Source organism: Proteus terrae (assembly GCF_003144325.1).
GTDB classification, from domain to species: domain Bacteria; phylum Pseudomonadota; class Gammaproteobacteria; order Enterobacterales; family Enterobacteriaceae; genus Proteus; species Proteus terrae.
The window spans coordinates 151,199-166,955 of record NZ_PENS01000010.1; the positions used below are offsets into that span (position 1 = coordinate 151,199).

The window sequence follows — 15,757 nt, forward strand, 5'->3', positions numbered from 1 at the left end:
CCAATTTTGAGGGATATTTTAAGGTAGAAAAAAAGACGTAACCTACCGAGAGATAACAACTTTGTGTAGTTATCCACTATTCCTGTGGATAACCTTGTGTATTACCATTATAAAAATACTCTGAATAGAGAGAATACAAGGCATTGCTAAAGATTGGTGTTATTCTCAACTTTTATTTTTAATTCTTATATATCAATTAATTAAATAAAATCAATAGAGCGAATGGTGTCAGTGTGTCTCTTTGAATAATTCACAAAAAAGGGGGTTGCTTTTTGAAAAAATTCCAGTTCCAAAACTGGGGATAACTTATGCTGAATTATTCAGACAAATTTTATTAGATAGAGATTGAAGCTGGATTTTTATCCAGTATCATAAGGAGTGTCAGCGAGGAGAAGAAAATATGAGCAAAGATTTTAAACTGCATTCTGAATTTAAACCAGGTGGTGATCAACCTGCTGCTATTGCCTCACTTTGTGAAGGATTAGATGATGGTCTTGCTCATCAAACTCTTTTGGGGGTAACAGGTTCAGGTAAAACCTTTACGATTGCCAATGTGATTGCCAACCTAAATCGTCCAACTATGGTGTTGGCGCCAAATAAAACATTGGCAGCACAGCTTTATAGTGAAATGAAAGAATTCTTCCCTGAAAATGCAGTGGAATACTTTGTTTCTTATTATGATTATTATCAGCCTGAAGCGTATGTTCCAAGCTCTGATACCTTTATTGAAAAAGATGCATCTGTTAACGAACATATCGAACAAATGCGTCTATCAGCCACTAAAGCCTTGCTAGAACGTAAAGACGTTATTGTTGTATCATCGGTTTCTGCTATCTATGGTTTGGGTGATCCTGATAGCTATTTAAAAATGATGCTTCATCTGACTAACGGCATGATAATCGACCAACGTGCCATTTTACGTCGCCTTGCTGATTTACAATATACTCGCAATGATCAAGCTTTTCAGCGCGGTACATTTCGTGTCCGTGGTGAAGTGATAGATATCTTTCCTGCTGAATCTGATGATTATGCATTACGTGTTGAGCTTTTTGATGAAGAAGTCGAACGTCTTTCACTGTTTGACCCTTTAACGGGGCAAATTCACTACAATGTGCCCCGTTTTACCGTTTATCCTAAAACGCACTATGTCACCCCGCGTGAACGTATTCTTGAAGCGATGGAAGAAATCAAAAAAGAACTCGCAGAGAGACGCAAAGTGCTTTTAGCTAACGATAAACTGGTAGAAGAGCAACGCGTGACACAGCGCACTCAATTTGATCTCGAAATGATGAACGAGTTGGGGTATTGCTCCGGTATCGAAAACTATTCCCGCTATTTGTCAGGTAGAGGTCCCGGTGAGCCACCTCCAACTCTGTTTGATTACCTTCCTGCTAACGGTTTATTAGTGATTGATGAATCACACGTTACTATTCCTCAAATTGGTGGAATGTATAAAGGCGACCGCTCTCGTAAAGAAACCCTAGTTGAATATGGCTTCCGTTTACCTTCTGCACTTGATAACCGCCCATTACGTTTTGAAGAGTTTGAGGCATTAGCACCACAAACAATTTATGTTTCAGCAACACCGGGTAAATATGAGCTTGAAAAATCGGGCGATGAAATTGTTGAGCAAGTTGTAAGGCCAACAGGCTTACTTGATCCCATTGTCGAAGTGCGACCAGTTGGAACACAAGTTGATGATTTACTTTCTGAAATTCGTATTCGTGCAGCAAAAAATGAACGTGTGCTGGTGACAACACTGACAAAACGAATGGCTGAAGATTTAACGGAATATCTTGAAGAGCATGGCGAGCGTGTTCGTTATTTACACTCTGATATTGATACTGTTGAACGTGTCGAAATTATTCGTGATTTGCGCCTAGGTGAGTTTGATGTCTTAGTGGGTATCAACTTACTTCGAGAAGGTTTGGATATGCCAGAAGTCTCTTTAGTGGCGATTTTGGACGCTGATAAAGAGGGCTTCTTACGTTCAGAGCGTTCATTGATTCAGACCATTGGTCGTGCAGCTCGTAACCTAGAAGGTAAAGCGATTTTATATGGCGATAAAATTACTGATTCAATGGCGAAAGCCATAAGCGAAACCGAACGCCGTCGTGAGAAACAACAACAGTTTAACCTTGAGCATGGCATTGTGCCTAAAGGGTTAAACAAGAAAGTGGGCGATATCCTTAAGATTGGTCAGCCTTCTCAAGGACGTAATAAGAAAGGGCATAAGGCAGCGGATATTCATGAAAATTATCCGTTGTTATCAACGGCTGAATTGGAGAAAGAGATCCAACGCTTAGAAGCCGAAATGTACCAATATGCAAAAGATCTTGAGTTTGAGAAAGCGGCGAGTACTCGTGATAAGTTGCAGGCATTACGCGCTCAGTTTATTGCTAACTCTTAATCAAAGAAATTAAGCTCACAAATTGATAAAGGGATATCCGTATTTTTACAGGGATTATCCCTTTTTATCTTCTATCTTCCATTTTTTGCCTTGTTTGATATTCCCTTAATGGCGTTCAACTGTTTAAATACCACAACAAACAAAGCGTCAATTATTTACAAAGATAAAAAAGACATTAAGGACAGTGAATGAGTGGTTATGTTTATGCAGGGTTTCCCAGCTCTGCAGGGGTAATTCTTGGTGTTATTCTTCTTATTATGCTTTTTAAATGGCTACGCAAATTTGCTGTACAAGATAGTGAGTTACAAAAACCATCAACAGCAGGGCAGGAGCCCATTTTATCTGAAGCAGAAAATACGTCAGGTCAGTTGTTGCCCAATGAATGGGGGTTATATGTTGCAGCACCTTATGCCGCAATGAATGAGTGGGCATATAACGAATACGAACCAGGTAAAGATGATGGTGGATTATCAGCAGGTTGGGGAATTAACGACCGTTGGGATTTAGTCTATCAACTATTTTGGTTGCTCACTCAAGGTCACACTAATGATTTTTATCAGCTACGTGACCAAATTTTGAATGGCAAAGAGGACGATATTCAGTCATTAAAAAATGATATTTTACTTTCTGAGTTAACTGAACACGATAAAAATGAGCGTTTATGGCAAATCGATATGATGAGTACAAATCGCATGAATATCCAAAATGTGAAATATCTTATTTGGGATCTCTGCCGTTTTAACAAGCTCTGTTTAGAAGGTTGCCAGCAAGGTTATATTACTCAACAAGAAGCCCAAACATGGTCATTAATGAGCGCATCAATGTTGCGTCGCATTTATGATGGTTGGGAAGATATGTGGAGAAACTTTATTGCTGCTCGTTGGTTTTGGGCAAGTGGTGATCAAGATTGGGTATCTTCTCATCAAGCTTTTACGGATGTTATACAAAATATTCTAAATGCTGAAGATACACTAGCAACAGAAGAGAATTGGATCATGGATTTACCGCCATTAGATTTAATGTCGTTTTCTCGTACTGTTGCAGGTCTTGGTCTGATGAAAAATGATGTACCAATGACACTTGATGAAATTGAAGAAGCGATTAGCCAGCGTATTACATTAAAACAACTTAATAGCTAATAACGCGCTGAAAACCAATAGTGATATTGTTTTTTACCAACAAAAAACCGCACTTGCTGTTTATTGCAGATGCGGTTTTTTTATGAAAGTAGGTAATTAAATCCTATTTAACAGCTTGAGGTGATGAATTACGTTGTCCTAATTGCTGCAACGTTAACTCAATAGCTTTGCCTAATAGATGGCGGTCGTGACGATAAGGAATATCTTTGGCTTCCAATTGCGCTTGTACAATTAATCGACCTTTCATCGATTCATATTGAGTTTCAGGACTAATAATCACCGCGTCTATTGTTTGTAAACCAATATAATTCTCCATCATGGCGATTTTATCAGACATTGTCATACTGGCAGCCGCAGGGCTTAGCTCTTTGCCTAAATTACCAATGTAAATCGTTGTTGCACTGCTACGGCGTAATGCTTGCGCAAGTTCTGGCAGTAATAACAAAGGCATTAAGCTGGTAAAAAAACTACCCGGACCAATTAAGATCAAATCTGCTTGTTCAATCGCTTCAATGGCTTCTCGTGTAGTCGGGACTTTAGGGTAGAGATCAAGTTTTTGGGGGATCTTAGGTAAATTATCAACATTGACTTCACCATAAATCTTATTTCCTTGGTCGTCTATCGCCATAAGATCAACGGCTTGTTCTGACATAGGAATAAGATGAGCATTAACTCTCAATAATCCACGGATAAGATTAATGGCTTCTAAAGGGCGAACACTTAAGTTATCGAGTGCTTTAAGCATAAGATTACCTAAATTATGCCCAGCCAGTTCACCAGTACCAGAAAAACGGTATTCAAACATTGCAGAAGCAACGGAAGGTTCTGTAATTAACTGATTAATACAGTTGCGCATATCTCCCCACGCAATACCGCCTTCCTCTTGGCGAATACGGCCAGTAGAACCGCCATTATCTGTTGTTGTAACAATACCAGTAAGACGAGAGCCTAAGTAGGAGAGTGCTGAAAGCACACGTCCAAGGCCATGACCACCACCAAGGGCAACAACACGATCTAAATCACTTAGCGTGCGATTTCGCATATTTGTTCTACTCATCTTTAAAAATTTGCCGCTAATTTATCACAATTAAATTTTAAGCCTATGATCACGACGTGATTTCATCACATTCCTAGTTTAATTTTATTTTTAATAGATTGATATTTAATCAATGAAAGTGCTTTTACTTATGTTATTAGAGAGACTAAAGTGTCGTAAGTCGTTGTATTATAAATTATATAGCGAAAACATTATTCGCTTTTTGAAAAATTAGCAGGTAGAATCCACAATAAATATATAGGTATTAGAAACCTGTGAAAAACAGGTAAAGATTAACTCCTAGCCTTAACGTCTAAGTCGTGTGTTTACAAGATATGATGTTCTGGCCGTGACGAAACAAGTCACCAGGGTGCAAGGTAGAAATGCCAGCATCTCCCGAATTTGGAAAGGTGTTACTATGCAACAACTCGTTGATGCGTTTTCCCGCAAATTTTTCTATTTACGTCTTTCAATTACAGACGTTTGTAATTTCCGTTGTACTTATTGCCTGCCTAATGGTTATAAGCCTAACGGTCATAAATCATTTCTTTCGTTAGATGAAATCAGCAGACTGACACAATCTTTTGTCGCATTAGGAACAGAAAAAATTCGCCTAACAGGTGGCGAACCTACGATGCGTCGTGATTTTACTGATATTATCGCAACCATTAAAGACAATGCATCTATCAAAAAAATCGCAGTAACAACCAATGGCTATCGTTTATCCAGAGATGTTGTCCAATGGCGTGATGCGGGTTTAAGTGCGATTAATGTGAGTGTTGATAGCCTCGATCCTCGCCAATTCCATGCTATTACTGGGCAAGATAAATTTAGCCAAGTGATGGAAGGTATTGATGCTGCATTCACTGCTGGTTTCGAAAAAGTAAAAGTTAACGTTGTGCTAATGCGCAATGTGAATGATAAAAATCTCCCTAATTTTCTTAATTGGATCAAAGACAGACCTATCCAACTGCGCTTTATCGAATTAATGGAAACTGGTGACGGTAGTGATATTTTCAACCGCTTTCATTTATCTGGTGAAGTTATTCGCCAACGCTTACTCAATGAAGGTTGGTTACAAATTCCTCGCGCTCGTAGTGACGGGCCTGCTCAAGTATTTACCCATCCTGATTATCAAGGTGAAATTGGTCTGATCATGCCTTATGAGAAAGACTTTTGTTTAACTTGTAACCGTTTACGTGTTTCCGCTATTGGTAATCTCCATCTTTGCCTATTTGGTGAAAATGGTATTCCTCTACGCGACTTACTTGCTGATGATAGTCAACAAGAAGCATTACAACAGCGTATTCAGGGTGGTCTTCTTCATAAACGAGAAACCCATTTTCTTCATCAAGGCGATAGCGGTATTACACCAAACTTATCTGTTATTGGTGGGTAGTTTTTCGCTCTGTTATTTCGTTAATTTCAGGAGTTGTGCATGTCTCAACTAACTCATATTAATGCTGCCGGTGAAGCTCACATGGTGGATGTTAGCGCTAAAGCTGAAACAGTGCGAGAAGCGCGTGCTGAAGCTTTTGTTGAAATGTCAGCAGAAACATTAAGCATGATCACCGAAGGCAAGCATCATAAAGGTGATGTATTTGCGACGGCAAGAATTGCAGGAATTCAAGCAGCAAAAAGAACATGGGAATTAATCCCGTTATGCCATCCGCTGTTATTAACTAAAGTTGAAGTGCGTTTAGAAGCACTGACAGAATCTAACCGTGTACGCATTGAATCTGTTTGCCGTTTAACGGGTAAAACAGGCGTTGAAATGGAAGCATTAACTGCGGCATCGGTAGCAGCATTGACCATCTATGATATGTGCAAAGCCGTTCAAAAAGATATGGTGATTGGGCCTGTACGTTTATTAGAAAAAACAGGTGGCAAATCTGGTCATTTTAAGGTGGAAGCATGATTAAAGTTCTCTTTTTTGCTCAAGTCCGTGAATTAGTCGGCGTTGATTCTATTGAATTAGATTGTGAGTACCACACGGTAGACGATTTACGTAAGGCATTAATCACTAAAGGTGAACGTTGGTCACTCGCGTTAGAAGATGGCAAGTTACTCTCTGCGGTAAACCAATCCTTTGTTCAAAGCTCTCACGTTATTAATGATGGTGATGAAATCGCCTTTTTCCCACCTGTTACAGGAGGATAAGATGAGCGCATCAACTCGTATTTCAGTACAAACCGAAAATTTTAGCGTTGGTGATGAATACCAATGGCTTTCAGAGTGTGACAGCGATGGTGCTGTTGTGACATTTACTGGTAAAGTTCGCAATCATAATCTCGGTGATGAAGTGAGTACGCTCACGCTTGAACACTATCCGGGAATGACTGAAAAAGCACTAACAGATATTGTAAACGAAGCCCGCTCTCGCTGGCCTCTACAGCGTGTAAGCGTTATTCACCGCGTAGGAACTCTGCATATTGGTGAAGAGATAGTGTTTGTCGGTGTAACCAGTTCTCATCGTAATAGCGCCTTTGAATCCGCCGAATTTATTATGGATTTCTTAAAAACACGCGCGCCATTTTGGAAAAAAGAAGGACTTTCTGAAAATAACGATAGATGGGTTGATGCACGCCAAAGTGATTATGACTCAGCCGAGCGCTGGGAATAAATCACCACACTCAATTTAATGCTACAAAACTTTACCTCAATTTATTTTATGATGACATTTCATACAGTTTATTTCATGGAAATGTAAAATCAGTGTGATAAAATTAAATTCTAATGAGCTCATAATGGGCTCTTTACTGAAATAAACGTTATCGTTAAACCTAACGTTATCACTATGATTAAAGGGTAATCATCATGGATCGATTTTCACGTTCTAATGATTCAATCGTACAGCGCACAGGTTCTGGCCTACAAACCTTTATGGCTCAGGTTTATGGTTGGATGACTGTTGGTCTGTTATTAACTGCGTTTGTAGCACTCTACGTTGCATCAAGCGAAGCATTATTATCAATGATTTTTTCTAGCAAGGTCGTCTTCTTTGGTCTGATCATTGCTCAGTTAGGGTTAGTTTTCGTGTTATCAGGTATGGTTCATAAAATGAGTGGTGCAGTTGCAACCTCATTATTTATGCTATATTCCGCATTAACAGGGGTAACTATCTCTAGTGTATTAATTATTTACACTGCATCATCAGTTGCGAGTACATTCTTTATTTGTGCGGCAATGTTCGGTGCATTAAGTGTTTATGGTTACACCACTAAGCGTAGCTTAACGGGTATGGGTAGCTTCCTGTTTATGGGGCTTATCGGTATCATTATTGCTTCTATCGTTAATATCTTTATGCAAAGCTCAATGATGAGCATGGTTATCTCTTACGCGGGTGTGTTAATTTTCGCTGGCTTAACTGCTTACGACACACAAAAATTAAAAGACATGGGTAATGAGATTAATCAAGAAGATAAAGAAAATATGCGCCGTTACTCCATTATGGGTGCATTAACGCTTTATTTAGATTTCATCAACCTGTTCTTAATGTTACTGCGTATTTTAGGCGACCGTCGTTAATTTTAACGATATTTACGTGCAAACGTAGTTTAACAACAGCATAAACAATAAATCCCATAACTTAATAAGTTGTGGGATTTTTTTATTTAATAAATTAATGGCTATCGTTTTAAGCTATTTTTCTTTGGAAAAGATAATACGCAAAAGTACCAGTGCCGGCTGCAATCACTAATAAAGGCCATAAACTGTGCCATATAACGGTGATATCGGCATTTTTAAGGTAAATCTGTTTTGTAATATCAGTGAAATGACGAATTGGGTTTATCCATGTGGCATGTTGTAGCCAAACGGGCATATTTTCTACGGGGGAAATATATCCGGATAATAAAACGGCTGGCATCATAAACACGAATACACCAATAAAGGCCTGCTGTTGAGTCGAACTTAATGCGGATATTAATAAGCCAAAACCCACCAGCGATAAGCCATAAATAAGCATGGTAAAGTAAAACAGGATTAATGAACCTGAAAATGGAATTTGATAACCGAATATCCCAATAATTAATACGATGGTGCCTTGAACAGCAGCCACAATCATTGCTGGAACCGCTTTGCCGACAAAAATTTGCCATGTTGATAGTGGCGAAACTAACAGTTGATCTAATGTACCTTGTTCACGCTCTCTAGCAACAGAAAGTGACGTAACTATCATCACGCCAATGGTAATAATCAATGCTACTAAAGAAGGCACAATAAACCATTTGTAATTTAAATTCGGGTTATACCAATTGCGAACAACAAGTTCTGTTTTATTCAGTAAAGAAGGTGTATTACCTGCTAATTCAGTTTGATAATTTTGTACGATTTGTTGCACATAATTAGCGGCAATTTGCGCACTATTAGAATTTCGACCATCTAGGATTATTTGCAATTTAACAGGAACATGGCTTTCTAGGTCAGCACTAAAATTCTGCGGAAAACGAACTAATAAAAGCGCTTTACGATTATCAATAGTCTCTTTTATTTCATGTTCATTTTTAAGCAAAAGAGTTTGAGAGAATGCACTCGCTTTGGCGATACGTTGGGTTAACTCAATAGATTGTTTACCATTGTCCTCATCAAAAATGGCAATAGAGGCATTGGTAACATCTAATGTCGCGGCAAAAGGAAATAAGATCATCTGAAAGATAACCGGCATTATTAAAATAATACGCGTTTGAGGCTCTTGTAATAATGACTGTAACTCTTTCATTATCAGGGTGAGAAGGCGATAAAACATAAAAACTCTCCCTTTAATCTAATCGACGACGTGTTGCTAACGCCGTTAATCCAATAAAAAATATCGCCGATACAATTAATAACCACATATCTAGCATCAATATCAACGGAATATCGCCAGCTAAAAATAGCGTTTGCAAACTACTCACAAAATAACGTGCAGGAATAAAATAGGTCACCACTTGAATAAATATGGGCATACTATCAATTTCAAAAACAAAGCCTGATAACATAATTGCGGGTAAAAATGCGGCATTTAGCGAAATCATCGCGGCATTAAATTGATTACGCGTTAACGTGGAAATAAGCAATCCCATGCCTAAAGCGGTAGCTAAAAAGAGTGAGGTGATCCCGCCTAAAATCCACAACGATCCTCGATAAGGTACGCCAAGCACAAACACGGTGACTACCATACATAACACCATGACAAAACTGCCTAACACTTGGTAAGGAATAAGTTTTGAAAGTAAGAGTTCTGTGCGTGTTATTTGGGTGGAAAGTAGGGCTTCCATAGTGCCTCTTTCCCATTCGCGGGCAATCACTAACGAGGTAAGAATAGCGCCCACTACGGTAATAATAATAGTGACAGCACCCGGAATAATATAGTGTTGGCTAATTGCTGCGGGGTTAAACCAATAACGAGGCTCTATTTCAATTAATGGCGTAGTATCAATCCCTTTACTGATAGCTTGTTGTTGCAACCAAATTTGCCAAACCCCTTTGGTATAAGCTTGAACAAAGTTTGCGGTATTGGGCTCGCTGCCATCGGTGATCACTTGAATAGGGGCTTTAGTATCTTGTCGAGCGAGTAATTCGGCAAAATTAACGGGAATAACCACAATGCCTCGAATTTGCCCTGCCTGCATTTTATCAATTAATAATTGTCGATTATCGCTAATAGTTGCATTGATATACGGTGAATTCGTGAAGGTATAAACTAACTCTTGTGCTGGTTGGCTTTGTTGATTAGTTAAAATACCAATATTTAATTTGCTTGAGTCTAAATTGATGCCATAACCAAAGATAAACAGCAAAGTAAGTGGGATAACAATAGCAATTAAGGCACTACTGGGATCACGAGTTATTTGCTTTGTTTCTTTTAAACACAAGGCATATAGACGTCGCCAAGAAAAGCGTGCATGAGAGGATTGAGCTAAATTACGCATGTTTTTCGCTCCCTTTATCATTTTCACTTTCAAGTTTTTTATCATAATCCAGCACTAATCCAATAAAAGCATCTTCCATTGAAGGGGTTGGATTATCGTTACTAGCAACCATTTTTTTGAGAGAATCAGGCTCGCCTGCCGCAATGATTTTTCCGCGATAAACCAAACCAATACGATCACAATATTCTGCTTCATCCATAAAGTGAGTGGTAACCATCACGGTCACTCCTTTATCAACCATGCCATTAATATGTAGCCAAAATTCTCGTCGCGTTAGTGGATCAACGCCTGATGTGGGCTCATCTAAAAAGAGAATATCAGGTTCGTGCATTAATGAGCACGCAAGAGCAAGGCGCTGTTTATAACCTAAAGGTAAGGTTTCAGTGATTTGATTTACCATCGGCTCTAAGCCAAAGGCAGTTATCATATCGTTGATTTTATCGCGCTGTTGTTTGCCATGTAAGCCATAGACACCAGAGAAGAATTTCAAGTTTTGTCCCACTTTTAAATTGCCATAAAGTGAGAACTTTTGTGCCATATAACCTAAATGTTGACGTGCTTTACCTGAGCTCTCTTTTAAGTCCATACCTAACACAAGCGCTTTGCCACTAGTGGGGACTAATAAACCACACATCATTTTGAAGGTTGTCGACTTACCAGCACCATTAGGGCCCAGCAAACCGAAAATTTCACCTCGTTTAACTTGGAAATCAACATGATCGGTCGCTGCAAATTGACCAAACATTTTGGTTAACTGTTGTGCTTCAATTACCGTTTCATTAGGTGCAGGAGGGATCTGCGGCATAATTTCAGCTAATTCAGATTTATGAGAAGGGCCGCCTCCTAATAAATCTATAAAAGCATCCTCAAAGCGTGGTGTAGCGGGAATAAGCTTCGCATCAGGTTTACCCAAAGCGTTCAGTAATTCAGTTTGATTACTCTGTTTTTTTAAGATCAAACGAACGGATTGTCCTTGAATAACGCCATCAGTAACTTGAGGTTGAATAATTGCTTGTTGCAATACTTTTCTACGCTGATGACCTTCAACATTGAGTAGAAAAGAGCGACCTGCCATTTTTGCTGTTAGATCTTGAGGAATGCCACTGTAAAGTAGTTCTCCTTTGTTAAGTAAGAGAATGTTTTTACATTGCTCAGCTTCATCAAGATAAGAGGTGCTCCATAGTATCAACATACCATCGCTGGCCAAAGCATGTACCATTTGCCAAAGTTCACGGCGTGCAATGGGATCGACTCCCACGCCTGGCTCGTCAAGAAGCAGAACTTTAGGGCTACCTAATAAAGTACAAGCAAGACCCAGTTTTTGTTTCATCCCTCCTGAAAGATTGCCTGCTAGGCGAGATGTAAAGCGAGTGAGATCGGTAAAGGTGAGCAGTTGGTGATAAACTTTTTTGCGCTCATCGCCGACAACATTTTTTAAGTCAGCATAAAGATTGAGGTTTTCTAATACCGTTAAATCTTCATAAAGACCAAATTTTTGTGGCATATAGCCAAGAATAGCTCTGACATCAACACTCTGCTTTTGCGGATCCATTCCTAAAATATGAATATCACCCGCATCAGGCTTTAATAAACCTGCAAGCATACGGATTAAGGTTGTTTTGCCTGCACCATCTGGGCCAACTAAACCTGTTACAGAGCCACCTGTAATGGTGGCTGTTAATGACGAAACTGCAGGGCTTTCTAGCCCTGTAAAGCATTTCTCAACACCTTGAAGTTGGATAGTGTAATCAGTGTGTTCCATTTTTCCCCCACACTTAATGAGAGGAGGCAAATTTTAAGGTGACAGGCATACCTTGGCGCAATGCATCATCAGCATCCGTTACAACCACTCTGAGACGATAAACTAAATCGGTTCTTAACTCCGGTGTTTCAACACTTTTTGGGGTAAATTCAGCTGTTGGTGAAACAAATCCAATCGTACCGTGATAAGGCTTATCTTTACGCCCATCGGTGTATAGATAAACTTCTCGATTAGGAACGGCTTCGCTTAAGTGAGTTTCGCTGATATAAGCTCTGACCCAAACGGGATTAGTTAATGATACTGTAAATACAGGGCTTCCAGCGGATAACATCGTTCCGGGCTCTACAGCTCGAGTTAAAACAGTACCTTGTGATGGAGAGATTAATTGCGTGTCTTGGAGGTTTAATTCAGCTTGAGCAACGGCAGCTTTAGCTTGCATAACTTGTCCTTTTGCCGCATCAATGTCTTCTTTTCGATAACCGTTTTGATATTGATTTAGCTTATCTTGTGCTGCTTTTAAGGCAGCTGCTGCTTGATTACGATTATTTCTTGCACTATCTAAATCGTTGGCTGAAATCACTTTTCGGTTAGCAAGATCTTGTTGACGTTTATAAAAGTTATCTGCGTATTGCCAAGCGGCCTGCTTTAATGACACATCAGATTGAGCTTGCGCGATTTCCTCAGTGCGATATCCCGCTTCCATTAAAGCGAGTGAAGCAATTGCACTATCACGCTCACCATAAGCTTTATTTAGTGCATTGCGATAGGGCGCATCATCAAGCTTGCCTAATAATTGCCCTTTTTGAACAGGCGCACCTTCATCAACTTGTAATGTATCTAATCTTCCAGCAACACGAAAACTAAGGTTGACTGTACGTATATCGACATTGCCATAGAGTACTAATTCAGACTCTTTGTTTTCTTCGTAATAATAGATACCTGCAACAATACCGATAATAATCATTAAGATAATAAAGAAACTGACTTTTTTAGTTTTCATAATAACTCTATTTATACGTGATGGGTGTTAGTGTAAATCTCTCTTAATCCGTTGAGTAATAAAGTAATATGAGTTTTTAAAGTATTGGAGATAATCTGATACTCATTTTTACCAATTCTATCCCATCCAGTTTGTCTTAGGATTGTTTCCCTAACTAAACGAAATGATAACACTTCTCCCAAAATAGCGTGAGTATGTAACATCGTTGTAGGTAGTGAAGGATCTAAACCAATATAGATAGCTAATAGTTTGTTTACGCGCGTTAAAAGAGGCGATAATGCTTGCTGGTGGATCAAGGAATATGCTTCGGTTGGAACAAGCTGTTCTCTTGCCATAATGCGACTAAGATGAATATTGGCTTTATCAAGCACCAGTTGAGCATATTGTAAAAAGCTATCTGTAATAAGCGTTTGCAGTAATGGGAGATGTTCTGTTGGGTTAGGCCGCTCAAGAAATTCGTCAAGAATGGAAACTGTAGGTTCAAAATCAAGGCGAATAAGATCAGCAATATGCTGTGCAACGGCGAGATATAACCCTTCTTTAGAACCAAAATAATAAGCGATAGCGGCAATGTTTTGTTGAGCAGCTTGTGCAATTTGGCGTGTTGTGGCGGCATCTGGCCCATTTTTACCAAAGATCTCACATGCCGCTTCCAATAATTGTCGTTTTGCTAGTTCACCGCGCGTCGTCTTCTGTTGGGTGTCTGACATAATAGAAGATACCTTACTTAAGTAAAATGTAACAAAACCAATGATATTAAAAACAGCGATAACAAGACGTATTATATTAGATGATATTGAACAATAGGGAAAATTTGTGATAATAATCGAATAAAGGTGATGTGTAATAAAAAAAGAGCAATCTATTATTGAAAATTATTTTTGTATTCTGAATACAGCAAAAACTGTTAGAATAGGGGTTATTAGGTTAACCTAACAAGGTTCATTCTCTTTCACCACTGTCTATATCGAGAAATGATAGCACCTATAGAGTAATATTACCTATAGATTGACAGTATGAAAGCCCGTCATTTTAATTTCAATCACCGTGTTATACGTTCTGGTTGTAGGAGACTACTGTTTTGACCGATTTTACATCGCTTGGTTTAAGTGAGGCGCTTCTCCGCGCTATTGATGAACAAGGGTATAAAACCCCAACCCCTATTCAACAACAGGCGATTGAGCCGATTTTGGCGGGTAAAGACGTATTAGCGAGTGCACAAACGGGCACAGGTAAAACAGCTGCTTTTACATTACCAATATTGGAAAAGCTGTCTCAATCAGCAGAAAAAATAAAAGGTCGTCAACCCGTTAAAGCGCTGATTTTGACACCAACGCGTGAGCTAGCGGCTCAAATTGCTGAAAACGTAAAAGCGTATAGTCGTTATATTCCAATTCGTTCACTAGTTGTTTTTGGTGGAGTAAGTATTAATCCACAAATGATGAAATTACGCGGTGGTGTTGGTGTACTGATTGCAACACCGGGACGTTTACTCGATCTTGAACATCAAAATGCGGTTGATCTTTCTCGCGTTGAAGTTTTAGTGCTTGATGAAGCTGACCGTATGTTAGATATGGGCTTTATCCACGATATTCGCCGTGTAATTAGTAAATTACCGAAAAAACGTCAAAATTTACTATTTTCAGCGACATTCTCTAAAGAGATCACTGGTCTTGCCAATTCGCTATTAAATGATCCGGTGAGTATTTCCGTTGCACCAAGAAACTCAGCCGCAGAATCTGTTGATCAACATGTGCATTTAGTTGATAAAAAGCGTAAAACCGAGCTGTTATCACATTTAATTGGTTTAGAAAATTGGTCTCAAGTGCTGATTTTCACCCGTACTAAACATGGTGCGAATAAACTTGCTGAACATTTAAATGCAGATGGTATTAAATCAGCTGCTATTCATGGCAATAAAAGCCAAGGTGCGAGAACTCGCGCATTAGCTGATTTTAAAGATGGCAAATTAAAAGCATTAGTTGCAACAGATATTGCCGCTCGTGGTCTTGATATCGACCAACTGCCGTATGTTGTCAATTTTGAATTACCACAAGTCGCAGAAGATTATGTTCACCGTATTGGTAGAACAGGCCGCGCTGCTGCAACGGGTAAGGCTATTTCACTTGTCTGTGTTGATGAACATGGTTTATTAGCTGATATTGAGCGTTTATTAAAACGTGAAATTCCACGTTTAGCGTTAGAAGGTTACGATCCTGATCCTTCAATTAAAGCAGCGCCTTTGCATAAAAAACCAAAGAATAATGCACCACGTAGAAGTGGTGGTCGTGCAGATATTCGTGGTAAAGACAATCGCAACAATAGTCGTAAAGACGGCGATAGTGAAGGCAAAGAGTCTGGACGTAATAAAAGCAAAGAAAACTACCGTAATAAAGATGGTTCTCGTACCGGAAAATTAGGGCCTCGTCGTTCACGTAAAAGTGATGAAGGTAATGATAATCAAAGCCCTTGGTCAAAAGCTAGAAAAGAGTTTTGAG

General features: G+C 39.2%; 14 protein-coding genes and 1 riboswitch. Of the genes, 8 read left to right on the forward strand and 6 right to left on the reverse strand.

Going from position 1 to position 15,757, the window contains the following annotated elements:
• Positions 1 to 400: 400 nt before the first annotated feature.
• Positions 401 to 2,410, forward strand: coding sequence for an excinuclease ABC subunit UvrB (gene uvrB, locus DK857_RS11710; RefSeq protein WP_109393476.1), 2,010 nt, complete (start codon positions 401 to 403; stop codon positions 2,408 to 2,410).
• Positions 2,411 to 2,598: 188 nt separating this feature from the next.
• A complete protein-coding gene (locus DK857_RS11715) occupies positions 2,599 to 3,549 on the forward strand; it encodes a DUF1266 domain-containing protein (protein WP_109402253.1) in 951 nt (316 codons plus the stop codon).
• Positions 3,550 to 3,652: 103 nt separating this feature from the next.
• Here the strand turns inward: DK857_RS11715 and yvcK are convergent, their stop codons facing one another.
• Entirely contained in the window at positions 3,653 to 4,591 is a 939-nt protein-coding gene (yvcK, locus tag DK857_RS11720; protein WP_109402254.1) for a uridine diphosphate-N-acetylglucosamine-binding protein YvcK, read from the reverse strand.
• A 279-nt stretch (positions 4,592 to 4,870) separates the two neighbouring features.
• A riboswitch (molybdenum cofactor riboswitch) is annotated at positions 4,871 to 5,014 on the forward strand.
• On the opposite strand from yvcK, the gene moaA reads away from it, so the two are divergent.
• The 5 genes from moaA to DK857_RS11745 all read left to right on the forward strand — a co-directional run bounded on the left by moaA (position 5,004) and on the right by DK857_RS11745 (position 8,113).
• Positions 5,004 to 5,984: a GTP 3',8-cyclase MoaA gene (gene moaA / locus DK857_RS11725; protein WP_109402255.1), complete on the forward strand. Its 981-nt coding sequence runs from the start codon at positions 5,004 to 5,006 to the stop codon at positions 5,982 to 5,984. It overlaps the preceding riboswitch by 11 nt.
• A 39-nt stretch (positions 5,985 to 6,023) precedes the next feature.
• Positions 6,024 to 6,503, forward strand: a complete 480-nt coding sequence (gene moaC, locus DK857_RS11730) for a cyclic pyranopterin monophosphate synthase MoaC (protein ID WP_072062889.1) — start codon at positions 6,024 to 6,026, stop codon at positions 6,501 to 6,503.
• Complete coding sequence (gene moaD / locus DK857_RS11735) at positions 6,500 to 6,745, forward strand: molybdopterin synthase sulfur carrier subunit (protein WP_109402256.1); 246 nt, start codon at positions 6,500 to 6,502, stop codon at positions 6,743 to 6,745. Before moaC ends, moaD begins: the two co-directional genes overlap by 4 nt.
• A 1-nt stretch (position 6,746) precedes the next feature.
• Positions 6,747 to 7,208: a molybdopterin synthase catalytic subunit MoaE gene (gene moaE, locus DK857_RS11740; RefSeq protein WP_098943826.1), complete on the forward strand. Its 462-nt coding sequence runs from the start codon at positions 6,747 to 6,749 to the stop codon at positions 7,206 to 7,208.
• Between the two features lie 194 nt (positions 7,209 to 7,402).
• Positions 7,403 to 8,113 (forward strand): Bax inhibitor-1/YccA family protein, encoded by a 711-nt coding sequence (locus DK857_RS11745; RefSeq protein ID WP_036938325.1) that lies wholly within the window; start codon positions 7,403 to 7,405, stop codon positions 8,111 to 8,113.
• A gap of 109 nt (positions 8,114 to 8,222) precedes the next feature.
• On the opposite strand, the gene DK857_RS11750 is transcribed toward DK857_RS11745, so the two are convergent.
• From DK857_RS11750 to cecR, 5 genes are read right to left on the reverse strand one after another with little or no spacing between them, the layout of a single operon-like run.
• Complete coding sequence (locus DK857_RS11750; protein WP_109393481.1) at positions 8,223 to 9,332, reverse strand: ABC transporter permease; 1,110 nt, start codon at positions 9,330 to 9,332, stop codon at positions 8,223 to 8,225.
• A gap of 13 nt (positions 9,333 to 9,345) precedes the next feature.
• Complete coding sequence (locus DK857_RS11755; RefSeq protein ID WP_075672754.1) at positions 9,346 to 10,497, reverse strand: ABC transporter permease; 1,152 nt, start codon at positions 10,495 to 10,497, stop codon at positions 9,346 to 9,348.
• Positions 10,490 to 12,259, reverse strand: a complete 1,770-nt coding sequence (locus DK857_RS11760; protein ID WP_109402257.1) for an ATP-binding cassette domain-containing protein — start codon at positions 12,257 to 12,259, stop codon at positions 10,490 to 10,492. The genes DK857_RS11755 and DK857_RS11760 overlap by 8 nt, the downstream gene beginning before the upstream one ends.
• Before the next feature lie 13 nt (positions 12,260 to 12,272).
• Positions 12,273 to 13,259: a secretion protein HlyD gene (gene hlyD, locus DK857_RS11765; RefSeq protein ID WP_109393483.1), complete on the reverse strand. Its 987-nt coding sequence runs from the start codon at positions 13,257 to 13,259 to the stop codon at positions 12,273 to 12,275.
• Between the two features lie 11 nt (positions 13,260 to 13,270).
• Positions 13,271 to 13,969, reverse strand: a complete 699-nt coding sequence (gene cecR, locus DK857_RS11770; RefSeq protein ID WP_109393484.1) for a transcriptional regulator CecR — start codon at positions 13,967 to 13,969, stop codon at positions 13,271 to 13,273.
• 371 nt (positions 13,970 to 14,340) lie between these two features.
• Here cecR and rhlE point away from each other — a divergent pair, with 371 nt between their 5' ends.
• Positions 14,341 to 15,756, forward strand: a complete 1,416-nt coding sequence (gene rhlE / locus DK857_RS11775) for an ATP-dependent RNA helicase RhlE (RefSeq protein ID WP_109402258.1) — start codon at positions 14,341 to 14,343, stop codon at positions 15,754 to 15,756.
• Position 15,757 lies beyond the last annotated feature (1 nt).

Bases quoted from the DNA above. Each gene is read 5' to 3' on its own strand.
- uvrB (WP_109393476.1), top strand. From the start codon at position 401: ATGAGCAAAGATTTTAAACTGCATTCTGAATTTAAACCAGGTGGTGAT.
- DK857_RS11715 (WP_109402253.1), top strand. From the start codon at position 2,599: ATGAGTGGTTATGTTTATGCAGGGTTTCCCAGCTCTGCAGGGGTAATT.
- yvcK (WP_109402254.1), bottom strand. From the start codon at position 4,591: ATGCGAAATCGCACGCTAAGTGATTTAGATCGTGTTGTTGCCCTTGGT.
- moaA (WP_109402255.1), top strand. From the start codon at position 5,004: ATGCAACAACTCGTTGATGCGTTTTCCCGCAAATTTTTCTATTTACGT.
- moaC (WP_072062889.1), top strand. From the start codon at position 6,024: ATGTCTCAACTAACTCATATTAATGCTGCCGGTGAAGCTCACATGGTG.
- moaD (WP_109402256.1), top strand. From the start codon at position 6,500: ATGATTAAAGTTCTCTTTTTTGCTCAAGTCCGTGAATTAGTCGGCGTT.
- moaE (WP_098943826.1), top strand. From the start codon at position 6,747: ATGAGCGCATCAACTCGTATTTCAGTACAAACCGAAAATTTTAGCGTT.
- DK857_RS11745 (WP_036938325.1), top strand. From the start codon at position 7,403: ATGGATCGATTTTCACGTTCTAATGATTCAATCGTACAGCGCACAGGT.
- DK857_RS11750 (WP_109393481.1), bottom strand. From the start codon at position 9,332: ATGTTTTATCGCCTTCTCACCCTGATAATGAAAGAGTTACAGTCATTA.
- DK857_RS11755 (WP_075672754.1), bottom strand. From the start codon at position 10,497: ATGCGTAATTTAGCTCAATCCTCTCATGCACGCTTTTCTTGGCGACGT.
- DK857_RS11760 (WP_109402257.1), bottom strand. From the start codon at position 12,259: ATGGAACACACTGATTACACTATCCAACTTCAAGGTGTTGAGAAATGC.
- hlyD (WP_109393483.1), bottom strand. From the start codon at position 13,259: ATGAAAACTAAAAAAGTCAGTTTCTTTATTATCTTAATGATTATTATC.
- cecR (WP_109393484.1), bottom strand. From the start codon at position 13,969: ATGTCAGACACCCAACAGAAGACGACGCGCGGTGAACTAGCAAAACGA.